Annotated in this window: 20 protein-coding genes; 5 read left to right on the top strand and 15 right to left on the bottom strand. The window is 55.5% G+C overall.

From position 1 onward, the window contains the following. The first annotated feature begins 20 nt into the window (after positions 1-20). Entirely contained in the window at positions 21-533 is a 513-nt protein-coding gene (gene zur / locus ACOTXL_RS20175) for a zinc uptake transcriptional repressor Zur (protein WP_003860309.1), read from the top strand. A 47-nt stretch (positions 534-580) separates the two neighbouring features. Here the strand turns inward: zur and ACOTXL_RS20170 are convergent, their stop codons facing one another. From ACOTXL_RS20170 to ACOTXL_RS20155, 4 genes are all read right to left on the bottom strand, one after another. Then, the gene (locus ACOTXL_RS20170; RefSeq protein WP_003860314.1) at positions 581-790 is read right to left on the bottom strand and encodes a CsbD family protein; all 210 of its coding nucleotides are present in this window, start codon (positions 788-790) and stop codon (positions 581-583) included. 119 nt (positions 791-909) lie between these two features. Further along, complete coding sequence (dinF, locus tag ACOTXL_RS20165; protein ID WP_045350760.1) at positions 910-2,247, bottom strand: MATE family efflux transporter DinF; 1,338 nt, start codon at positions 2,245-2,247, stop codon at positions 910-912. Positions 2,248-2,310: 63 nt separating this feature from the next. Continuing rightward, a complete protein-coding gene (gene lexA / locus ACOTXL_RS20160) occupies positions 2,311-2,919 on the bottom strand; it encodes a transcriptional repressor LexA (protein ID WP_003860318.1) in 609 nt (202 codons plus the stop codon). Between the two features lie 108 nt (positions 2,920-3,027). Then, complete coding sequence (locus tag ACOTXL_RS20155) at positions 3,028-3,396, bottom strand: diacylglycerol kinase (RefSeq protein WP_003860321.1); 369 nt, start codon at positions 3,394-3,396, stop codon at positions 3,028-3,030. A 154-nt stretch (positions 3,397-3,550) separates the two neighbouring features. On the opposite strand from ACOTXL_RS20155, the gene plsB reads away from it, so the two are divergent. Then, the gene (gene plsB / locus ACOTXL_RS20150; protein WP_003860322.1) at positions 3,551-5,971 is read left to right on the top strand and encodes a glycerol-3-phosphate 1-O-acyltransferase PlsB; all 2,421 of its coding nucleotides are present in this window, start codon (positions 3,551-3,553) and stop codon (positions 5,969-5,971) included. 89 nt (positions 5,972-6,060) lie between these two features. Here the strand turns inward: plsB and ubiA are convergent, their stop codons facing one another. The 5 genes from ubiA to malK all read right to left on the bottom strand — a co-directional run bounded on the left by ubiA (position 6,061) and on the right by malK (position 11,128). Continuing rightward, positions 6,061-6,930 (bottom strand): 4-hydroxybenzoate octaprenyltransferase, encoded by an 870-nt coding sequence (gene ubiA / locus ACOTXL_RS20145; protein ID WP_023315219.1) that lies wholly within the window; start codon positions 6,928-6,930, stop codon positions 6,061-6,063. Positions 6,931-6,942: 12 nt separating this feature from the next. Continuing rightward, entirely contained in the window at positions 6,943-7,440 is a 498-nt protein-coding gene (gene ubiC / locus ACOTXL_RS20140; RefSeq protein WP_022646736.1) for a chorismate lyase, read from the bottom strand. A gap of 172 nt (positions 7,441-7,612) precedes the next feature. Continuing rightward, positions 7,613-8,551 carry a maltose operon protein MalM gene (malM, locus tag ACOTXL_RS20135; protein ID WP_045350761.1) on the bottom strand — a complete coding sequence of 313 codons (939 nt, stop codon included), beginning with the start codon at positions 8,549-8,551 and terminating at the stop codon, positions 7,613-7,615. A gap of 114 nt (positions 8,552-8,665) precedes the next feature. Continuing rightward, positions 8,666-9,976, bottom strand: a complete 1,311-nt coding sequence (locus ACOTXL_RS20130; RefSeq protein ID WP_026080558.1) for a maltoporin — start codon at positions 9,974-9,976, stop codon at positions 8,666-8,668. 42 nt (positions 9,977-10,018) lie between these two features. After that, positions 10,019-11,128 (bottom strand): maltose/maltodextrin ABC transporter ATP-binding protein MalK, encoded by a 1,110-nt coding sequence (malK, locus tag ACOTXL_RS20125; RefSeq protein ID WP_023324007.1) that lies wholly within the window; start codon positions 11,126-11,128, stop codon positions 10,019-10,021. A 371-nt stretch (positions 11,129-11,499) separates the two neighbouring features. On the opposite strand from malK, the gene malE reads away from it, so the two are divergent. The 3 genes from malE (at position 11,500) to malG (ending at position 15,261) form a co-directional block, all read left to right on the top strand. Then, positions 11,500-12,690 carry a maltose/maltodextrin ABC transporter substrate-binding protein MalE gene (gene malE, locus ACOTXL_RS20120; protein ID WP_003860330.1) on the top strand — a complete coding sequence of 397 codons (1,191 nt, stop codon included), beginning with the start codon at positions 11,500-11,502 and terminating at the stop codon, positions 12,688-12,690. Between the two features lie 121 nt (positions 12,691-12,811). Then, the gene (malF, locus tag ACOTXL_RS20115) at positions 12,812-14,356 is read left to right on the top strand and encodes a maltose ABC transporter permease MalF (RefSeq protein WP_003860331.1); all 1,545 of its coding nucleotides are present in this window, start codon (positions 12,812-12,814) and stop codon (positions 14,354-14,356) included. Positions 14,357-14,370: 14 nt separating this feature from the next. Then, on the top strand, positions 14,371-15,261 hold the full coding sequence (gene malG, locus ACOTXL_RS20110; protein ID WP_023324006.1) for a maltose ABC transporter permease MalG: 891 nt from the start codon (positions 14,371-14,373) through the stop codon (positions 15,259-15,261). Between the two features lie 96 nt (positions 15,262-15,357). Here the strand turns inward: malG and psiE are convergent, their stop codons facing one another. From psiE to pgi, 6 genes are all read right to left on the bottom strand, one after another. Next, positions 15,358-15,768 carry a phosphate-starvation-inducible protein PsiE gene (gene psiE / locus ACOTXL_RS20105; protein ID WP_000202963.1) on the bottom strand — a complete coding sequence of 137 codons (411 nt, stop codon included), beginning with the start codon at positions 15,766-15,768 and terminating at the stop codon, positions 15,358-15,360. A gap of 162 nt (positions 15,769-15,930) precedes the next feature. Continuing rightward, a complete protein-coding gene (locus ACOTXL_RS20100) occupies positions 15,931-18,027 on the bottom strand; it encodes a YjbH domain-containing protein (protein WP_003860333.1) in 2,097 nt (698 codons plus the stop codon). Then, on the bottom strand, positions 18,027-18,764 hold the full coding sequence (locus ACOTXL_RS20095; protein ID WP_045350762.1) for a capsule biosynthesis GfcC D2 domain-containing protein: 738 nt from the start codon (positions 18,762-18,764) through the stop codon (positions 18,027-18,029). The genes ACOTXL_RS20100 and ACOTXL_RS20095 overlap by 1 nt, the downstream gene beginning before the upstream one ends. Further along, positions 18,761-19,399: a YjbF family lipoprotein gene (locus ACOTXL_RS20090; protein ID WP_003860339.1), complete on the bottom strand. Its 639-nt coding sequence runs from the start codon at positions 19,397-19,399 to the stop codon at positions 18,761-18,763. Before ACOTXL_RS20090 ends, ACOTXL_RS20095 begins: the two co-directional genes overlap by 4 nt. A 63-nt stretch (positions 19,400-19,462) precedes the next feature. Then, positions 19,463-19,705 (bottom strand): exopolysaccharide production protein YjbE, encoded by a 243-nt coding sequence (yjbE, locus tag ACOTXL_RS20085; protein ID WP_003860341.1) that lies wholly within the window; start codon positions 19,703-19,705, stop codon positions 19,463-19,465. Positions 19,706-20,071: 366 nt separating this feature from the next. Beyond that, positions 20,072-21,721 carry a glucose-6-phosphate isomerase gene (gene pgi, locus ACOTXL_RS20080; protein WP_003860343.1) on the bottom strand — a complete coding sequence of 550 codons (1,650 nt, stop codon included), beginning with the start codon at positions 21,719-21,721 and terminating at the stop codon, positions 20,072-20,074. Between the last annotated feature and the right edge of the window lie 268 nt (positions 21,722-21,989).

The raw sequence follows: 21,989 nt of genomic DNA, 5'->3' as shown, positions 1-21,989 counted from the left end.
TACCACATCCGAGGTGCCCGATGGACAAGTCCACAAAAGAGCTGTTAGCGCAAGCTGAAAAGCTGTGCGCGCAACGCAATGTGCGCCTGACCCCGCAGCGCCTTGAGGTACTGCGTCTGATGAGCCTGCAACAGGGCGCCATCAGCGCCTACGATCTGCTCGATCTGCTGCGTGAAAGCGAGCCGCAGGCAAAACCGCCGACCGTTTATCGGGCGCTGGATTTTCTGCTGGAGCAAGGGTTTGTGCATAAAGTGGAATCAACAAACAGCTATGTGCTGTGCCATCTTTTTGACCAGCCAACTCACACGTCCGCCATGTTTATCTGCGATCGCTGTGGTGTGGTGAAGGAAGAGTGTGCGGAAGGTGTGGAAGATATTATGCATACGCTGGCAGCCAGAATGGGCTTTGCGCTGCGCCATAACGTGATTGAAGCCCACGGCTTATGTTCTGCCTGCGTGGAGGTGGAGTCATGCCGTCATCAGGATGACTGTCAGCACGATCACTCTATCCTGGTGAAGAAAAAGCCGCGTTAAAGCCAAAGAAAAAGGCGGCTCAGGGCCGCCCTTGGGGATAGTACCGGTTACCAGCGGTAGTCGTTACGGGTTTCCCAGTCTTTGACTTCGTTTTCCGCCTGATCTTTTTCGTAACCGTAGCGCTCCTGGATTTTACCTACCAGCTGATCGCGCTTACCTTCAATGACGGTCATATCGTCATCTGTCAGCTTACCCCACTGTTCTTTCGCTTTACCTTTGAATTGCTTCCAGTTGCCGCCGATTTCGTCTTTATTCATAATCGTGTCCTCGTGTTAAGCGTCTATGAGTATCGCCCGCTACGTTCTTTTCTGCTGGACGTGATTATTATTGTAGTTAAGGATTCGGTAGTTGTTTTTATATTCGGAATCTTTAACCGTTACGATATATCGTGCGGGGCTGGAAACCAGGTATTGTTTCGCCAGTGACGATGCCAGATAACGGCCAGCGAAAGGCCACGCAGTGAGAGAAACACCGCCAGCGCCAGCCACAGACCATGATTGCCGAGATACGGCAGGGTCAGCAGCGTCAGGCCAAACCCCGCCGCCGCGACGGCCATGCTGTTGCGCATCTCCGCCCCTCGCGTCGCACCAATAAACATGCCGTCCAGCAAATAGCACCACACACCCACCACCGGTAATACTACCTGCCAGAGGATGTAGCGATCGGCCAGCTCACGTAGCGCGGGCAACGAGGTGAGTAGTGCGACAATATGCCCACCAAAACAGGCGTATACCAGAGCAAAGGCCAGCGCCACCAGACCCGCCTGACGACAGGCAGCACGCCAGACTTCACGTAACTGGCCGCTTTCACGCGCGCCATAGGCCTGCCCTGAATGCGCCTCGACGGCGTAAGCAAAACCATCCAGCGCGTAAGCGGTAAAGGTCAGTAACGTCATGAGCACTGCGTTGACGGCAACGATCTCAGGCCCAAGACGCGCACCAAAAACGGTTAAGGCGCCAAAGCAGAGTTGCAGCAGGAGAGAACGGAGCATGATGTCGCGATTAAGCGCCAGCAGCTTACGAATGTTGCCGCGCCAGGCCGATTTCAGCAGATCCAGGGTGATACCGCGCATCGCCAGCACGCGCCAGACCATCCCCAAACCGATCAGCAGCGTACCGTACTCGGCAATTGCCGTGGCCAGCGCCGCGCCCCGGACGTTCATGTGCAGCCCCATCACCAGCCACAGATCGAGCACAATGTTAAGCAGGTTGCCCACCACCAGCAGGATCACCGGCGCGCGGGCGTACTGCACGCCCAGCAGCCAGCCCAGCAGGACCAGGTTTGCCAGTGAAGCGGGCGCGCTGAGCCAGCGAATTTCGAGGAACCGCCGGGCCTGTTCCAGTACGGCATCGCTGCCGCCTACAATATGGAGCGCAAGATCAATCAGCGGCGTACGCAACAGAACGATTAACGCGCCGGCACCGAATGCCAGAATGAGCGGCTGAACCAGCGCACGCGCCAGACGCAGGGGATCTTTTGCACCATACGCCTGGGCCGTCAGGCCCGTCGTACTCATGCGCAGAAAAAGCAGCAGCATAAAGAGAAAGCTGGTCGCCGTTGCGCCGATCGCGACGCCGCCGAGATAAATCGGCGAATCGAGATGCCCGATAACCGCCGTATCCACCAGCCCAAGCAGAGGAACGGTAATATTGGAAAAAATCATCGGTAGCGCAAGACGCCACAACGCCTTATCGGCAGAAGTTAGCAATGCCATGGAAATTACCGGAATCAGAAAACAGGCCAGGCTGTAGAGGAACTACAGCCTGTCAGGAAGAGATTACAGCCATTCACCGTTGCGGATAACGCCGACCGCCAGTCCTTCAATAGAGAAGCTCTGCTCGCGGAGATCCACCACAATCGGGGAGAATTCATTGTTTTCAGGCAGAAGCTGCACGGTATTGCCTTGTTTCTTCAGGCGTTTAACCGTCACTTCATCATCAATGCGCGCCACCACGACTTGCCCGTTACGCACGTCCTGCGTTTTGTGTACCGCCAGCAGATCGCCATCCAGAATACCGATATCTTTCATGGACATTCCGCTAACGCGCAGCAGGAAATCGGCGCTCGGCTTGAACATGCCTGGATCAACCTGATAGTGCCCTTCGATGTGCTGCTGCGCCAGCAGAGGTTCACCTGCCGCTACGCGACCCACCAGCGGAATACCGCTCTCTTCTTCCACCAGCAGACGAATACCGCGTGAGGCGCCGGAAACAATCTCAATCACGCCCTTACGCGCCAGCGCTTTAAGGTGCTCTTCGGCAGCATTAGGAGAACGGAAGCCCAGACGCTGCGCAATTTCTGCACGCGTGGGTGGCATACCCGTCTGGCCGATATGATCCCGAATGAGATCAAACACCTCTTGCTGCCTGGTCGTTAACGCTTTCATACCGCCCCCTGGGTGTATATACAGTTATGCTGTGAGTATATACAGTCAAAGGCGATTTTGGAACCAAAAACTGCACAAAAAACCAGGGACTTAATTATTCCTCGAGGCTCATCGGAAATGCGACCAAAGCAGCGTGACCCAGGTGATCGCCGCAGTGATAATCGCCAGCAGTACGGCAGCGGAACCCATGTCTTTCGCCCGGCCAGACAATTCATGGAATTCCGACCCGATTCGGTCAACAACGGCCTCAATAGCGCTATTAAGAATTTCCACTATCATCACCAGAAAGACAGATCCGATGAGCAGTACGCGGGTGATAGCATCAACATCAAGGAAGCAGGCGATGACAACGGCAACGATTGCAGCAACCGCCTCCTGGCGGAAAGCGGCTTCATTAACCCATGCAGCGCGGAAACCTTTCCATGAATAACCGGCAGCTTTAATGATTCGAGTTAACCCAGTGGTATTATTGGCCATTAAAAGAACCTTTTATGATAAATAGCGTCTGTAACTAAAGCCGCAGCGCGTTTTGCTGCAACCTGAAGTATGACGGGTAACAACAGAAATTTTGCGCGCTTTCTGTTATCCTTGCGCCGCAATTGCATTATTAACCAGAGGCTTTACATCGTTTATGTCCGGCTGGCCACGAATTTACTACAAATTACTTAATTTACCATTAAGCGTCCTGGTAAAAAGTAAGTCTATCCCAGCAGAACCTGCGCTGGAATTAGGGCTCGATACGTCGCGCCCTATTATGTACGTTTTGCCTTATAACTCGAAGGCAGACCTGCTGACGCTTCGCGCTCAATGTCTGGCGCACGATTTACCTGACCCACTTGAACCGCTGGAAGTCGACGGTACGCTGCTGCCACGCTACGTGTTCATCCATGGCGGGCCGCGCGTGTTCACCTATTACACGCCGAAAGAAGAGTCCATTAAGCTGTTCCATGATTACCTCGATCTGCACCGCAGCAACCCCGATCTGGACGTGCAGATGGTGCCGGTGTCGGTGATGTTTGGCCGTCGTCCGGGGCGCGAAAAAGGGGAAGAGAACCCGCCGCTGCGTATGCTCAACGGCATTCAGAAGTTTTTCGCCGTCTCCTGGCTGGGACGCGACAGTTTTGTCCGCTTCTCACCTTCCGTTTCACTGCGCCGCATGGCGGATGAACACGGCACTGACAAAATCATTGCGCAAAAGCTGGCGCGCGTTGCGCGTATGCACTTTGCACGTCAGCGTCTGGCGGCCGTTGGACCACGTCTCCCGGCACGTCAGGATCTGTTCAACAAGCTGCTGGCTTCCAAAGCGATTGCCCGTGCCGTAGAAGACGAAGCGCGCAGCAAGAAAATTTCGCACGAGAAAGCGCAGCAGAACGCAATCGCGCTGATGGAAGAGATCGCCGCGAACTTCTCCTACGAGATGATTCGCCTCTCTGACCGTATCCTCGGCTTCACGTGGAACCGCCTCTATCAGGGGATTAACGTCCACAACGCCGAACGCGTGCGTCAGTTAGCGCACGACGGCCACGAGATTGTCTATGTGCCCTGCCACCGCAGCCACATGGACTACTTGTTGCTCTCTTACGTGCTCTATCACCAGGGGTTGGTGCCACCGCATATTGCTGCCGGTATCAACCTGAACTTCTGGCCAGCAGGCCCGATTTTCCGCCGTCTGGGTGCGTTCTTCATTCGTCGTACCTTTAAAGGTAACAAGCTTTACTCCACCGTCTTCAGGGAGTATCTGGGCGAGCTGTTCAGCCGCGGTTATTCTGTGGAGTACTTTGTTGAAGGCGGTCGCTCGCGTACCGGTCGTCTGCTCGATCCAAAGACCGGCACGCTGTCGATGACCATTCAGGCCATGCTGCGTGGCGGTACCCGTCCTATCACGCTGGTGCCGATTTACATCGGTTATGAACACGTGATGGAAGTGGGCACCTACGCGAAAGAGCTGCGCGGTGCGACTAAAGAGAAAGAGAGTCTGCCGCAGATGCTGCGTGGGCTGAGTAAATTGCGCAACCTCGGCCAGGGATACGTGAACTTTGGCGAGCCCCTGCCGCTGATGACATATCTGAACCATCATGTTCCGGAGTGGCGCGAGTCTATCGATCCTATCGAAGCGGTACGTCCGGCCTGGCTGACGCCAACGGTCAACGGCATTGCATCCGAGCTGATGGTACGCATCAACAATGCTGGTGCGGCAAACGCCATGAACCTGTGTTGTACTGCGCTTCTGGCCTCTCGCCAGCGTTCACTGACCCGCGAACAGCTGACCGAGCAGATTGACTGCTACCTGGATATCATGCGCAACGTGCCGTATTCCGTGGATTCGACCGTGCCGTCTGCCACCGCCAGCGAGCTGATCGATCACGCGTTGCAGATGAACAAGTTCGAAGTCGAGAAAGATACGATTGGTGACATCATCATTCTGCCGCGCGAGCAGGCCGTGCTGATGACCTACTACCGTAATAACATCACGCACATGCTGATGCTGCCGTCGCTGATGGCGGCCATTATTACCCAGCACCGCCGTATTTCGCGTCAGGAGCTGCTGCGCCATATTCAGGCCATCTACCCGATGCTGAAAGCGGAGCTGTTCCTGCGCTGGAGTAAGGATGAACTGGCGGCAGAGCTCGATAAAATGACGGCAGAGATGCATCGTCAGGGGCTGATTACCATCAGTGATGATGAACTGCATATCAATCCGTCACGTTCACGTACCTTGCAGCTCCTGGCTTCCGGTGCGCGTGAGACGTTGCAGCGCTACGCCATTACCTTCTGGTTGCTGAGTGCAAATCCGTCCATCAACCGCGGTACGCTGGAAAAAGAGAGCCGGACGCTGGCCCAGCGCCTCTCCGTTCTGCATGGCATTAACGCCCCGGAATTCTTCGACAAAGCGGTATTCAGCTCCCTGGTGCTGACGCTGCGCGACGAAGGGTACATTAGCGATACGGGCGATGCCGAGCCGGAAGAGACGATGAAGGTTTACCAGATGCTGGCAGAGCTGATTACCGCGGATGTGCGTTTAACGATTGAGAGTTCGACGCAGGGCGAATGATGCTAAAGCCGGGTGACGCTAACGCTTACCCGGCCTACATGTTCCGCTAAATCGTAGGCCGGGTAAGGCGAAGCCGCCACCCGGCTTTTTTATGACCAGTAACTCATCGCCAGGCCCAGAAACAGCACCAGCCCGACGTAGTTATTATTCAGAAACGCTTTAAAGCAGGCTTCACGCTCGCGCTTCGCGATCAGCTTCTGCTGATACGCAAACAGCAGCCCCGCCACCAGTACGGACCAGTAAAACTCCCAGTTCAGCCCGTTCAGGCGACCAATCGCCACCATCAGCGCCAGCACCGCCACCTGTAATATGCCGATGATCAGCTTGTCGTGACGACCAAACAGGATCGCCGTCGATTTGATGCCAATCTTGAGATCGTCATCGCGATCGACCATCGCGTATTGGGTATCGTACGCAACGGCCCAGAGAATATTCGCCAGGAACATCAGCCAGCAGCTGAGCGGAACGGACTCGCTGACCGCGGCAAACGCCATGGGAATCGACCAGCCAAATGCCGCACCCAATACCACCTGCGGCAGATGGGTGTATCGCTTCATGAACGGGTAAACCCAGGCCAGCGCCAGAGCCGCAACGGACAGTAGAATGGTCATGGTGTTAAGGGTTAACACCAGCATGAAAGAGAGAAGCACCAGCACCACAAACAGAATGCGCGCCTCTTTCCCGGTCACCTGACCGCTCGGCAGAGGACGATTCGCGGTGCGCTTAACATGTCCATCAAATTTCCGGTCAGCATAGTCGTTGACCACACAACCCGCAGCGCGCATCAGCCAGACACCCGCCACAAACACCGCCAGGATCCACAGCGGCGGCACGCCCGGCGTGGCAACCCACAGCGCCCATAAGGTCGGCCACAGCAGCAGCAGCGCGCCAATGGGTTTATCAGTACGCATCAGGCGGTGATAGGCCAGCAGCTTATTCTGCGTCAGACTCCACTCCATTTTCTCTCCCTCTTAGTACAACGGCGATGCAGGCAAAAAGAGTTCCGTCAGTATTAACGGCTTGCCACTCAAACGAAGGCGGGAACGGCGCCCCCACAAATCGGCATCGCAACCAATTTCAATAAAATCACGGGTCAGTTCAGACGAGGTGAACAGATAGCGCCCCAGGGGCGTTTTGCCGAGGCGTTGCAATGCCAGCTCCGGCCCGGAAAGTGTAGACTCAGGAACCACCGTCCGCCCGGCAAGCCACGGCTCGCCATCCGCACAGAGTAAAATTTCACGCAGCCAGTAGCGTTCTTCCTGCGGCAGCAGCGGCAGCTCGCTGGCAATCTCCGCAGGCGAGACAAACCCTTCCTGAATCATCGTCACCGTGACCGTTTTACCCTGTTGCTCAAAACGTTTTGTCATGGAATCTTCCAGCAGCAGCCAGTCCAGCTGTTCCGGGTCAAGCGCAGGGATGTGGTCGAAATAGCGTAGCGCACGCAGCTGCGTGAGCGCGGGGTGTGACATGCCAGACTCTCCGATACATAACGTAAAAGCATTGTATCGCAGATTGGCAAAATGAGGACGGACAAACAGAATTTAACGATCACTATCGCAACAATGGTGCAACTTAGCCAAAAAAAGTGCGCCCGCGAAGGCGCACCAAACGACTAACAAAATCAGCACTGTGGGGAGACGGTTACCCCTTGCCTTTTACACTGCTGATAAAGGTGGAACGGGCAGTGGTTGAACCTAAACGCTCGGCTTCATCAAGCAGTTTCAGCGCTTTATCGACATCGCCGTTTTTAACTGCCTGCTTGATGGCGTTGTTAAAGTACGTTTCAGTATCGTTAAGCACCGGCTCGGCTTTTTTCGCCGGGGCCGGAGCCGCGGCCGGTGTTGCGGCTGGCGCGGCATACACAGGCGCGGCAGTATTACCCACCGTTACCGGCCCCGGGCCAGATGAGCCAAACAGCGGGCCTACGAGTACGCTGGAGGCGCTGTTGGTGGAGACTTTCAGCTTGATCAGGCCGTCGGTAGTATGGCGAGCATGCGGATCCGGGATATCCGGGACAGCGTTACCGGTGCCTTTTGCGTAGGCTTTCGCCGGATCAACCAGCTTCGTTGTCTGTTGCAGATCTTTTTCAGTCGTGAACACCAGGACATAAATCTTCTGCTGACCCAGGGCTGGCGTCAGGCGCATAACGCCTTCCAGCCGATCGGCACTCATGACGCCAGGCTCCTGATAGCTGAAATAGTCGCTTGGGAAGAATGCGGATGGCGTCATGCTCTGATCGAGGATCAGCACGTTAGGCGCGAAGACGCTGGTCTGTTTATTGACTTCACTGGTTAACGTCAGGGTCAGCTCGCCGATATTCGCCGGCACGCTGAAAGCCGCAACCGGACCGCTGATACCCGGCACGTTCAGCGACTGACCGCCAGCGGCAAGCTGGGTGGTTTGCGTTTTCGACTGATCAACTGGCGTCCACACCAGTTGCTGAAGTGCCGCAGCCGGAATAGCTGGCGCAGCACTGATATTTTGAGGAACAAAATTCACATCTGCATAGGTGAGCGCAGGCGCACAGGCCAACAGCCCCGCAGAGAGGCACAGCGCGACGAGACTTTTCTTCATTTTCATTGTTATTACCTCTGATAGCGTGAGCACTGCGGTGGCCAGGCAATAGCGCGCAGCACCCTAAGGAGAGAGGGGCTTACGCCCCTCTTTTCAGGTCATTACGTCAGGCTCGACGAATTACCACCAGATTTCCATCTGGGCGCCGAAGGTCCACTCATCGTTGTCGCCACGGCTGAAGGTTTTCGCGGAGGTGTCGCTATACGCTACGCCAGAGGTGTAACCTGCACCTGAGTCGTTGTTTGCATAGCCCCATTTCTCATCCCACTTCGCGTAGGTTGCGAAGACACGGATAGCCGGACGGGACCAGATGCTGTCGCCTGCCTGCCATTGCTGTGCCAGGGTGATTTTGTACTGGCTGTTTTTGTCGTCAGTTTTCTGAGACTTAACGTTGTCGTAGCCCACTTCCAGCAAGGTGCTCATGATCGGCGTCCATTTGAACATTGGACGAACACCCACGGTCCACCACTCGGTACCGTTGTTGTTGTCACGATCGATGTTCTGGTACATACCGACGTACATCAGGTCCCAACGGTCTGCCAGGGTGATTGCACCGTGGTCCAGCACGCGCCACATAGAGCCGTCGTTATCGATGCTGCCACCCTGTGGAATACCTTTACCGTTAGAGGTCATGGAATCCGTACCGTATTGCAGTACGAACTTGTTGAAGCCTTTCATCATGCTCTGGGTGTGTTCAGCGGTGAACAGCCAGCCATCTTTAGAGGCGCCAGGTTGCAGATAGTAGTCGTCAGGAATGTTGGTATGACCGTAGTCAACGCCCAGCTCCAGCGTACCGCCCGGGTTGGTTTCCAGACCGGCTAAACGGACGTCGAAGACATCGTTTGGTACCACGTTGTCATAAATACGGTCGCCGTTCGCATCACGATCGGCGAAGGTTGCAGAACCGCCGGACTCAGAAGAACGGGTCGCTGCCAGAGAGAGTTTACCAAAGCCCAGATCGATGTTTTCAATACCGGCACCAGGACCAGAGATATCCCAGTAGTAGAAGTCGATCATGTGTACGTCATGACGCTGATAGAAGCGCTTACCGGCCCAGATGGTAGAGCCTGGCAGCCATTCAATCAGGTTTTTACCCTGCACGTTAGCTTCACGGAAGGCCGGGCTGGTGGATTCCCAGTCATTCTGTTGAGAAACGGAGTACGCTACGTTGGTGTCGAAATAGAAGCTCTTGTCGCCTTCTTTCCACACTTCCTGGCCCAGTTTCAGTTCGGCGTAGGTTTCACATTCGTTACCGAGACGGTATTTACTTTGTGCGCCTGTTGCCTGGAAACATTGTTGTTCACCGCCACTTCCGGTCCAGCCAATGCCGGAACGAGCATAACCTTTAAAGTCTACGGCGCCCGCCTGGGCAGACAGGATGCCTGCCGCAATGGCGACAGCCAGAGGGACTTTGCGCAGAGTAATCATTATTCTATCTCCTGAGATCATTGCTTTTCTTTATAATTGGAATGCTTAAACGCCTGGCTCTTTGTGCAACCGACGACATGCAGTGCCATCCTCACGGAACAGATGGCAACGCTCTGGCGGCAAACCGATAGCGAATGTGGCACCCTCTTCTACCAACACCACGTCATTCTGGCGGTAGACCAGGTTCTGACGGATGGCGGGGATCTGGATATGAATCTGTGTTTCGTGACCAAGCTGTTCGACGACCTGAACTTCACCTTCCAGCGTCACATCAGCGATGTGGCTCGGCAGTAAATGCTCAGGGCGGATACCGAGGGACATATTGGCCCCCACCTGTACGTTGGCGCTGTCGACCGGCAGCCAGACTTGCTGACGGTTTGGCAGCTCCACCTGTACCTGTTCGATTGCCGTCGCGGTCACTTTTACGGGCAGGAAGTTCATCTTTGGCGAGCCAATAAAGCCCGCAACAAAGCGGTCTGCCGGGTAGTGATACAGCTCCAGCGGTTTGCCCACCTGCGCCACGCGACCGGCATCCAGCACCACGATTTTGTCGGCCAGCGTCATCGCTTCGACCTGATCGTGGGTGACGTAAATCATCGTGCGTCCAAGGCGTTTGTGCAGACGGGAGATTTCGATACGCATCTGGACGCGCAGGGCGGCATCCAGGTTAGAGAGAGGTTCATCGAGCAGGAACACGCGCGGCTCGGCCACCAGCGTACGGCCGATCGCCACACGCTGACGCTGACCGCCGGAGAGCGCCTTCGGTTTACGCTCCAGCAGATGTGCCAGCTGAAGCACTTCCGCCACCTGGGTGACGCGCTGGTTAATGGTCTCTTTTTTCGCGCCGGCCAGCTTCAGGCCAAAGGACATGTTCTCGGCAACGGAAAGATGCGGATAAAGCGCATAAGACTGGAACACCATGCCCACGCCGCGTTCAGCTGGCGGGATGTCGTTCATTCGGGTATCACCAATAAATAAATCGCCCCTGGTGATGGTTTCAAGACCGGCAATCATACGCAGCAGAGTCGATTTACCACAGCCTGATGGACCCACGAACACCACAAATTCACCTTCGTGGATGTCCAGATTGATGTCTTTTGACACCACTACGTCGCCCCAGGCTTTCGTTACATTACGCAGCTGTACGCTCGCCATGCCCTTCTCCCTTCGTTACAACCTGTCACCGACAGAAACATTCAAGATAAGTTCACTATGCGTGTTCCATTACTTTCGTGAATCCTCCACCCCCCGGCTTTTTTATGGGGGAGGAGGCGGGAGGATGAGAGAGCAGGCTCTGCGACCGCAGCTGAGGGGCCGAGGCGAAAATCGTGAAGCGGCCTGCAAAATTCAGTGGGTTTTTATGTGCGCCAGCACTCATAACTTAAATTTATGTTACAGGGATCACACAAACAGGGGGTGGGGCGTAGGGACTGGGAGGATGGAAAGAGGATGTCAAATAAGGAGACTGAGTCACGTTGAACCACCTTATGTATCCACGAGCACATCACCAATAAAGGATGGCAGATATGAAGATCAAGACTGGCGCACGCGTTTTCGCATTGTCCGCCCTCGCAGCAATGATGATTTCCGCACCGGCTCTCGCCAAAATTGAAGAAGGTAAGCTGGTTATCTGGATTAACGGCGACAAGGGCTATAACGGTCTGGCCGAAGTGGGCAAAAAATTCGAGAAAGACACCGGTATCAAAGTTACCGTAGAGCACCCGGACAAACTGGAAGAGAAGTTCCCGCAGGTTGCGGCAACGGGCGATGGTCCGGACATTATCTTCTGGGCGCATGACCGTTTCGGGGGCTACGCGCAGTCTGGCCTGCTGGCAGAAGTTACGCCAGACAAAGCCTTCCAGGACAAACTGTTCCCGTTCACCTGGGACGCCGTTCGCTATAACGGCAAGCTGATCGCATACCCAATCGCGGTTGAAGCCCTGTCACTGATTTACAACAAAGACCTGGTGCCAAACCCACCGAAAACCTGGGAAGAGATCCCTGCTCTGGATAAAGAGCTGAAGGCGAAGGGTAAATCCGCTCTGATGTTCAACCTGCAAGAACCGTACTTCACCTGGCCGCTGATTGCTGCCGACGGCGGCTACGCGTTCAAGTTTGAAAACGGCAAATATGACGTGAAAGACGTGGGCGTGGACAGTGCGGGCGCGAAAAAAGGTCTGACCTTCCTGGTTGACCTGATTAAGAACAAACACATGAACGCGGATACTGACTACTCCATCGCGGAAGCGGCGTTCAACAAAGGCGAAACCGCGATGACCATCAACGGTCCGTGGGCCTGGACCAACATCGACAAGAGCAAAATCAACTACGGCGTGACCCTGCTGCCAACCTTCAACGGCAAACCGTCTAAACCGTTCGTGGGCGTGCTGAGCGCAGGCATCAACGCCGCCAGCCCGAACAAAGAGCTGGCGAAAGAGTTCCTCGAAAACTACCTGCTGACCGATCAGGGTCTGGATGAAGTGAACAAGGACAAACCGCTGGGCGCCGTTGCGCTGAAATCCTTCCAGGATCAGCTGGCGAAAGATCCACGTATTGCGGCCACCATGGATAACGCCCAGAAAGGCGAAATCATGCCGAACATCCCTCAGATGGCTGCATTCTGGTACGCCACCCGTACCGCCGTCATTAACGCTGCAAGCGGTCGCCAGACTGTCGATGCCGCGCTGAAAGATGCTCAGGGTCGTATTACTAAGTAAGTCTGAAAAACGGCGGGTGGCGCATGCGCTTACCCGCCCTACGACTACGGCACGATCCGTAGGTCAGGTAAGCGCAGCGCCACCTGACGATAAGTTTCCACCGTTGTAGAGGAAGAACCCCATGGATGTCATTAAAAAGAAACACTGGTGGCAAAGCGACGCACTGAAGTGGTCAGTGATAGGTCTGCTGTGTCTGCTGGTGGGTTACCTTGTTGTTTTAATGTACGTGCAAGGGGAATACCTATTCGCCATCATGACGCTGATTTTAAGCTCGGTTGGCCTGTATATTTTCGCCAACCGTAAAGCGTATGCCTGGCGCTATGTTTACCCGGGCGTTGCCGGGATGGGGCTGTTTGTCCTCTTTCCGTTGATCTGCACCATCGCGATTGCCTTTACCAACTACAGCAGCACCAACCAGCTCGCGCAGGAGCGTGCCACCCAGGTGCTTCTGGACCGTTCTTATCAGGCGGGTAAAACCTTTAACTTCGGCCTGTATCCTGCGGGTGATGAGTGGAAGTTAGCGCTCACTGACGGTGAGAGCGGCAAAACCTATCTTTCCGACGCGTTCAAATTTGGCGGTGAGCAGAAGCTGACCTTAAAAGAGGCTGCGGCCCTGCCGGAAGGTGAACGTGCCAACCTGCGTATCATCACCCAGAATCGCCAGGCACTGACCCAGCTCACCGCCGTACTGCCAGACGAAAGCAAAGTGATCATGAGCTCGCTGCGCCAGTTCTCCGGCACCCAACCGCTCTATACCCTGGCGGATGACGGCACGCTGACCAACAACCAGAGCGGCGTGAAGTACCGCCCGAACAACGATATTGGTTTCTATCAGTCTGTGAATGCCGACGGCAGCTGGGGGGATGACAAACTCAGCCCGGGCTATACCGTCACCATCGGCTGGGACAACTTTACCCGCGTGTTTACCGACGAAGGCATCCAGAAACCGTTCTTCGCCATCTTCGTCTGGACGGTGGTCTTCTCGGTGTTGACCGTGATCCTGACCGTGGCCGTGGGCATGGTGCTGGCCTGCCTCGTGCAGTGGGAGTCCCTGAAGGGCAAAGCGATTTACCGCGTGCTGCTGATTCTGCCGTACGCCGTGCCGTCGTTCATCTCGATTCTGATTTTCAAAGGGCTGTTTAACCAGAGCTTCGGTGAAATCAACATGATGCTGAGCGCGCTGTTCGGTATCAAACCGGCCTGGTTCAGCGACCCGACCACCGCCCGCTCGATGATTATCATCGTGAACACCTGGCTGGGCTATCCGTACATGATGATCCTGTGCATGGGGCTGCTGAAGGCCATCCCGGACGACCTTTACGAAGCCTCGGCGATGGACGGCGCGGGTCCGTTCCAGAACTTCTTCAAAATTACCCTGCCGCTGCTCATTAAGCCGCTGACGCCGCTGATGATTGCCAGCTTCGCCTTTAACTTTAACAACTTCGTGCTGATTCAGCTGTTGACCAACGGCGGTCCGGACCGTCTCGGCACCACCACGCCGGCAGGCTATACCGACCTGCTCGTGAGCTACACCTACCGCATCGCCTTCGAGGGCGGCGGCGGTCAGGACTTCGGCCTGGCGGCGGCGATTGCCACCCTGATCTTCCTGCTGGTGGGCGCCCTGGCGATTGTGAACCTGAAAGCCACACGTATGAAATTTGACTAAGGAGGGCACTGAACATGGCAATGGTACAACCCAAATCTCAGAAACTGCGCCTCCTCGTGACGCACTTAGGCCTGCTGATTTTCATCGCGGCGATCATGTTCCCGCTGCTGATGGTTATCGCCATCTCCCTGCGTTCGGGGAACTTCGCCACCGGGAGCCTGATCCCGGACGAAATCTCCTGGGAGCACTGGAAGCTCGCGCTGGGCTTCAGCGTGGAACACGCGGATGGCCGCGTCACGCCGCCGCCGTTCCCGGTGCTGCTGTGGCTGTGGAACTCGGTGAAGGTGGCAACCATCACAGCCATCGGCATCGTGACGCTCTCCACCACCTGTGCTTACGCCTTCGCCCGTATGCGTTTTCCGGGCAAAGCGACCCTGCTGAAAGGGATGCTGATTTTCCAGATGTTCCCGGCCGTACTGTCGCTGGTGGCGTTATATGCCTTGTTTGACCGTCTGGGCCAGTACGTGCCGTTCATCGGCCTGAACACTCACGGCGGCGTGATCTTCGCCTATCTCGGCGGTATCGCCCTGCACGTGTGGACCATTAAAGGCTATTTCGAAACCATCGACGGCTCGCTGGAAGAAGCGGCGGCACTGGATGGCGCGACACCGTGGCAGGCGTTCCGCCTGGTGCTGCTGCCGTTGTCGGTGCCGATTCTGGCGGTGGTGTTTATTCTGTCGTTTATCGCGGCGATCACCGAAGTACCGGTCGCCTCTCTGTTACTGCGCGATGTAAACAGCTACACCCTGGCCGTCGGTATGCAGCAGTATCTCAACCCGCAAAACTACCTGTGGGGCGACTTTGCCGCGGCGGCCGTCCTCTCTGCCATCCCGATTACCGTGGTGTTCCTGCTGGCCCAGCGCTGGCTGGTCAACGGCCTGACGGCGGGCGGTGTGAAAGGTTAAGTTTCATTTGTTATGCCTCTGCAACCCTCAACTTTAGACGTATTGTATTGAACCAACTTGTGACTGTTGTTAGGCGCTCTTCGGAGCGCCCTTTTTTTATTCGCGTTTTAGCCGCTTTGAGTTGCACAGCCAGAGGGTGATCACCAGCAGCAGGATCGCCGCCGAGTAGATCAGCACGTCGAGCGGGGATTTATGATCGACGATGATCAGCCGCACAATGGCGGTGATGCCAATGTAGACAAAATAGCGCAGCGGGAAGTGAAAGCCGGACTGAAAGTACTTCACAATCAGGGCGATAAATTCAAAGTAGAGAAAGTAGACCACCAGGCCTTCCACCAGTGCGTATTTGCTGGTTTGCTCAGGAGCAAAGAGCACATCCGCCAGATGCACCGTCTCTTTACCCAGAAAAACGACCAGGATCAGGCCAAGGCTCAGCAGACCGAGGTTCAGTACGGTCTGGAGTATCGTTGAGATAAACTCAACGCGCGGACGAGTCAGGGATGTCATACAGCACCTCATTCTCCAGGGCGAGGTTCCTGTATAACGCAAAAATGTGACGGGGATCTATATTTTTTGTTTATGTTTGGCGCATTCGCCCGGTGGCGCTGCGCTTACCGGGCCTACAAAAACCGTAGGCCGGGCAAACGCAGTGCCGCCCGGCGTGAAGCATCAGCGGAAGTTAATGTTCTTATCGCTGGTCATATCATACAGCTGGAATTTACGTCCAAGCTGCTGACCACCGTCGCGCGTCAGCGGCGTCCAGCCCACTGCCGCACGGCTGCGGGTTGGGCCTGATGAGAACAGATCCAGCGGAATCGACACGTACACCCCTTTGGTGAAGTCCCCTTCCCCGTACTCGTCTGGCGAAACGTTGGTGATGGTGGCATAGCCGCCCACCACAACGCCGCTGTCAAAGTGTTTGGAGATATCCAGCGTGCCGCCCTTATCGCCCGCCAGATACTGGCCGACGCTGGCTTTTACCAGCACGTCCTGCGCGAATGACGGCGTCCAGTAGGCGGTCAGGTGGCCGGTTTTGACGCTGTAGTCGGTGAACTTCATCATGTCCTGCGCGCTGCGCCAGTCACGCTGTTTCACGTAGTTGGCATCAACCCCAAACGCCCAGTTGCTGTCGACAGGACGATAAAGCACTTCTGCCCCGGCGCCGCCGAACATGGTTTCCAGATAGCCACCGTAAACCTGGCCGTAGAAGCCATTGCCGAAATACTGGAAGTAGTTGGCCTGGAGGTTATTCACGTAGATATCGTTCTGCACATATTCGCGAACGCGGGTACGCACGCGCGGCAGTTTTGAATCGTTCGGCGGGTTGGTGTAGTTAAATTTGTCGTAGTTGTTGGCAATGTTGCCGAACAGACTACCGGTGGTCAACAGGTGGTCGGTCACCCACAGATCCGCCGTCGCCATCGCGCCCAGCTGATACATGTAGAAGTTTTCCGGCCCCCCCACGGACTGGTTCAGCACCGGATCGATATGGAAATCGAAGCGCGATTTATCGATATACCAGCCCTGCTCGGTGGTTTCCGGCACCACCGGCTCAACGCGTTTTTGCACCAGCTCGGTTTCATGCCCGAGCGGTTCGCCTTCAAGATGACGCTTAAGGCTGGCAACATCGGTTTCGGTGGTGACCTGCGGCAGATTCAGGCGGTTCTCCGTCACGCGGATCGTGCGGATCCCCTCCGGCAGATCGTTCATGACGATCCGGTTGGCGCGCTCGATCCCTTCGCGGGAGTCGCGGTATTTCACCTGCTCGCCGGTAACATACAGCGTATCGCCTTTGGTCTGGATCTTCGGATCCGCCAGGCCCGCGTTATATTTCAGCAGCGTCAGCTGGTTCGCTACCACGGAGTGCTGAATGATCGCATCCTGCGGCTCCGGCTGATATTTTGGCCGCGGGTTGTCATTATAGTGCGGCCGCATGTCGTTAAAGTTAGTGCGCAGGGTAAAGCCAAACATCAGGGTATTACCGCGCTCATAGCTGAGGTTAACGTCGGCCCAGTCGGTGACGCGGTAAATAGCGCCGACGTTAAACTTGCTCTTCTGCTCAATTTTGCCGGCAAAATCTTCGCTGTAGTTATTACCTTCGTACTCCAGCTTCAGGCGCAGCGGCTGCCATGGCGTTTGATACTCTACACCACCAAACAGCGAGGCCGGGCCGTGGAACATCTGGTCGCCGTTGATGGAGCCCGCTTTCTGGTAGCTGTTATCACGGTAGCAGTATTTATCACTGTAGGAGCAGAACGGATTTTTGACGTTGCCGCTGGTACCCAGATAGCCCCATCCCAGACCGAGTGAGAAATCAAACGGTCCCCAGGCTTTGCTGGCCACGATGTATTCCGCGTCAAACAGGCCGGTCCCGCCAATGTCTTTCGCACCAACGGAGACCTGCGGCATCCAGTAGCTCTCTTCCCACAGGCGCAGCTTCACGTCGAAGGCTTTGTCTTTGTAGGTCTGATCGCCGGAGAAAGCGTCTACGCTGCTGTACTGTTTTGTACGCACGTCGGTGTAGCGCAGCGTGGTCTCCAGCCAGGGGAACAGCTGCACGGACGCAGAGTAGTAACGGTACTGATCGTTATCGCGATAGTTAAGGCTGATTTCCCCCTCGCGGGCCATACGCGCGGTTGGGGTTTGCAGTAAGCCCACGCCGCCAAAATCGGACTGCGACGGGCCGATGGGTGCCGGATACGTTTCTGCATGACAGGCGGCACTCACGCACAGTGCAAGCATGCTGTAGAGATAGGTTTTTTTCATTATTCCGGTATCCGCTGTATCAGGGAGCGAAGGATATCGGCATTAAGCCCGTCATACGCTTTCGTCCAGAAATGGTCGGCAAAACCGACAAAAATGATGCTGCCCGGCATAGGTTCGATATGGCGTTTATTCCAGTAAGCCACCGACGCTTTCTGCGTATGCCCGTCCGGATAGACCACCCAGGCATAGCTTTTATCCGCTCCGCTGAGCAGACTTTGCTCGTCGAGATAGCTCGCCACGTCCCGGCCCGGCGTAAACGGCTTTTTGCCAGGGCTGCTGAGAAGCCCCATCACGGTGACGGTGGAAGGCTGAGCCGGAAGCCACAAGGTATAGTCCCCTTCCAGCGACGGATTGCCGTTTTCCGCGACACGCACTTCGTCGGGATCGAGATTCACCTTCTGGCGCCCCGTCACCTTAACCGCCTGAAGCTGCTGACGCAGGCTAGTAATAGCCGCGGCATCGTCGGCATCTTCCTGTTGTGCCAGCCCGCTCAGTCGGGCGAGCAGCGCCTGATGTTTTTGTTCCGCTACAATCGTCGCCTGACGCTCGCTGATAACCGCCCCGGTCCACCAGCTTTTCGCCAGCCTCGGCTGCCCCACCAGATCGAGCAGATGCCCGGCATTGGTTAAGGTTTTAGGTTTTTCGCTGTCCGGGGTGTAGACCTGTACCGTTCCCGCAGACCACGCCAGCGGCGAGGCCAGGCTGGCGAGAAACGCAATGTGGATGAACATTTTCATGATTTCGCCGCCTTGATCAGGGTGGTCTTCACCGGGAAGAATCCGGCACCGAGATACTGTAAGGACTGGCGGATTTGCCCCTCTTCGTCCACCCAGAAGCGGTTATGCCAGGTGGCCTGATCGGTTGTCACCTCTTCATCCAGCACGCGCACCTGCGTTTCGTCGCTGCCCACTTTGACACTGTCCGTACCGTCCCAGCGGAAGGTGGAGCGGGCCGTGGCGTAGCGCACCTGTTTGTGCTCGGTCCAGCCCATCGTGCGCGTCCAGCTTGCACCATCGACAATCTGATTCGGCTTGATGAGCGGATCTTCAGCCAGGTTGTTCACCTCAAGCAGGTTGTCGCCGCCGAGCAACGTTTTCACGATGCGGGAATGCTGCGTCACGATGGTGGCCTGATCCTGCGTCACCCATTTCTGCTGCCCGTTTTCATCGAAAGCGAGCACCACAAACAGTTGCGGACCATCGTTTAGCTGCATGTACTGGCTGGCATACGGCATGTTCTGAAGTTCGTCATCGGTCAGATGCACGCCCGGCGTGCCGAACATGCTGTCCCACAGTGAGTGGCCCAGCCCTTTGGTGGTAGCTGAGCACGCCTGCAACAGCAGGCAAATCAGGATGATTGCAGGTCGCTTCACGACTCTTCTCCGAAGGGGCGAAATAACCACACCGAAGTGTGGTTATGATTAAAACACCCGGTATTACTGGGTGCTGGTCGTCGTAGTGGTCGTGGTTCCGGTATTGGAGCCATCACCGCCACCGGTTGCCGCCAGCGCGACACCCACGGCTGAACTTACGGCGCTGGTGCTGGCTGCGGTAGAACTCCCCGCAGACGCAGACGTCGCTGCCGACCCTGCTGCTTCCCCGACCTGGACCGGAGCTGCATAGACAGACGTCGCCGCAAGCGCAGATATGGCAAAAATGCCATACAGTACTTTCTTCATAACAATTTCCCTTCAATGAATGAATGGAGATTTGCCCGAAAAGAAATTCAGGCGGATTCGAGTATACACAACTAAAGCAGTGGGTTTACCGTGGGGGTAAATAGGGATGAGGTTTTCAGACTAATGGTTAAAAATGGAAGGAAAAAAGAATCAAGCAAATATATAATCAATATAAATCAATAATTTATAATATAAGAACATTAAAGCATCACTCCGTATTTTCTTAAAATAAACCTCAGCAATTAACGGGGTTACTGTCTTTTTCGGATTAAACTCAGATTCAGAATTTGAGATAACTAACAGACATCAGGAATTATCCGATAAAAAAATGCCGGCATATCGCCGGCATTGTTCATGACATATTTATTACGCACGCCAGGCTTTATAACGGTTAATCAGACCATTGGTGGAGCTGTCGTGGCTGTCGATCGCTTTATCGTCACCCAGCTCTGGCAGAATGCGGTTTGCCAGCTGTTTGCCCAGCTCAACGCCCCACTGGTCAAAGGTGAAGATGTTCAGAATAGCGCCCTGAGTGAAGATTTTGTGCTCGTAGAGGGCAATCAGCGCCCCCAGGCTGAACGGCGTGATTTCGCGCAGCAGGATGGAGTTAGTTGGACGGTTGCCTTCGAACACTTTAAACGGCACCACGTGCTCCAGCGTTGCCGGATCTTTACCCTGATCACGGTACTCCTGCTCAACCACCTCGCGGGATTTACCGAACGCCAGCGCTTCGGTCTGGGCGAAGAAGTTAGACAGCAGCTTCGGATGGTGGTCGGACAGTGGGTTGTGCGTAATCGCCGGGGCGATGAAATCGCACGGTACCATTTTGGTGCCCTGGTGGATCAGCTGGTAGAACGCGTGCTGACCGTTGGTGCCCGGCTCGCCCCAGATGATTGGGCCAGTCTGGTAATCCACCGCGTTGCCGTTACGGTCAACGTACTTGCCGTTGGATTCCATGTTGCCCTGCTGGAAGTAGGCCGCAAAGCGGTGCATGTACTGGTCGTACGGCAGAATCGCTTCGGTTTCAGCGCCGAAGAAGTTGTTGTACCAGATCCCGATCAGCGCCAGCAGTACCGGCAGGTTTTTCTCAGGCGCGGTGGTGGAGAAGTGTTTGTCCATCGCGTGCGCGCCGGAGAGCAGCTCAACGAAATTGTCGAAGCCGACGGACAGAATGATGGACAGGCCGATTGCAGACCACAGAGAGTAGCGGCCGCCAACCCAGTCCCAGAACTCGAACATGTTCGCCGTATCAATGCCGAACTCGCCTACCGCTTTACCGTTGGTGGACAGCGCCGCAAAGTGTTTCGCCACGTGCTTTTCGTCGCCCGCGGTTTTCAGGAACCAGTCGCGCGCGCTGTGGGCGTTGGTCATGGTTTCCTGAGTGGTGAAGGTTTTAGACGCCACCAGGAACAGCGTGGTTTCCGGGTTCACCTTTTTCAGCACTTCAGCGATGTGGGTCCCATCGACGTTGGACACGAAGTGCATGTTGAGGTGGTTTTTGTACGGGCGCAGCGCCTCGGTCACCATGAACGGGCCGAGGTCAGAGCCGCCGATACCGATGTTTACGACGTCGGTGATCGCTTTGCCGGTGTAGCCTTTCCAGCTACCTGAGATGATCGCTTCGGAGAAGGTTTTCATCTTTTCCAGCACCGCGTTCACTTCCGGCATCACATCTTTGCCGTCAACGATGATTGGGGTATTGCTACGGTTGCGCAGCGCCACGTGCAGCACGGCACGGTCTTCGGTGCGGTTGATCTTCTCACCGGAGAACATGGATTTGATGGCATCTGCCAGTTCAGTCTCTTTCGCCAGATCTTGCAGCTTCGCCAGCGTCTCTTCGGTGATACGGTTCTTGGAGAAATCCACCAGCATCAGGTCATCGAAGGTGGCGGAAAACTTGCTGAAACGATCGGCATCTTTCGCGAACAGATCCGCGATGGTGACGTCTTTCATTTCATCAAAATGTTTCTGTAGTGCCTGCCATGCAGCGGTCTGCGTTGGGTTGATGTTTTTCATAGCAATACTCTTCTGATTTGAGAATTGTGACTGCGGTCGATTGTAGCGCCTGCAAATAAAAATTGTGATGGTTTTTATGCCATTGCCCTGGTCTGCATCAAACGCAGGTGAAAAGACCCGAAAAGTATAGCTGCTGTCGCGCCCTTCCGGCGTGGCGAAATGTTGGTCAAAAAGGGGTGAAAAGGAGCATAAAATATGGGCCTGTTATAAGTCCTGTTTCTGAGGGGTACCCCCCCATGAAAAATCCGCATAATCCCAGCATTGACAG

The organism is Enterobacter cloacae complex sp. IR5402 (assembly GCF_049238125.1).
GTDB lineage: Bacteria > Pseudomonadota > Gammaproteobacteria > Enterobacterales > Enterobacteriaceae > Enterobacter > Enterobacter hormaechei_C.
Note: the sequence above shows the minus strand (reverse complement) of the source record. Positions and strands in the feature narration are given on the sequence as shown.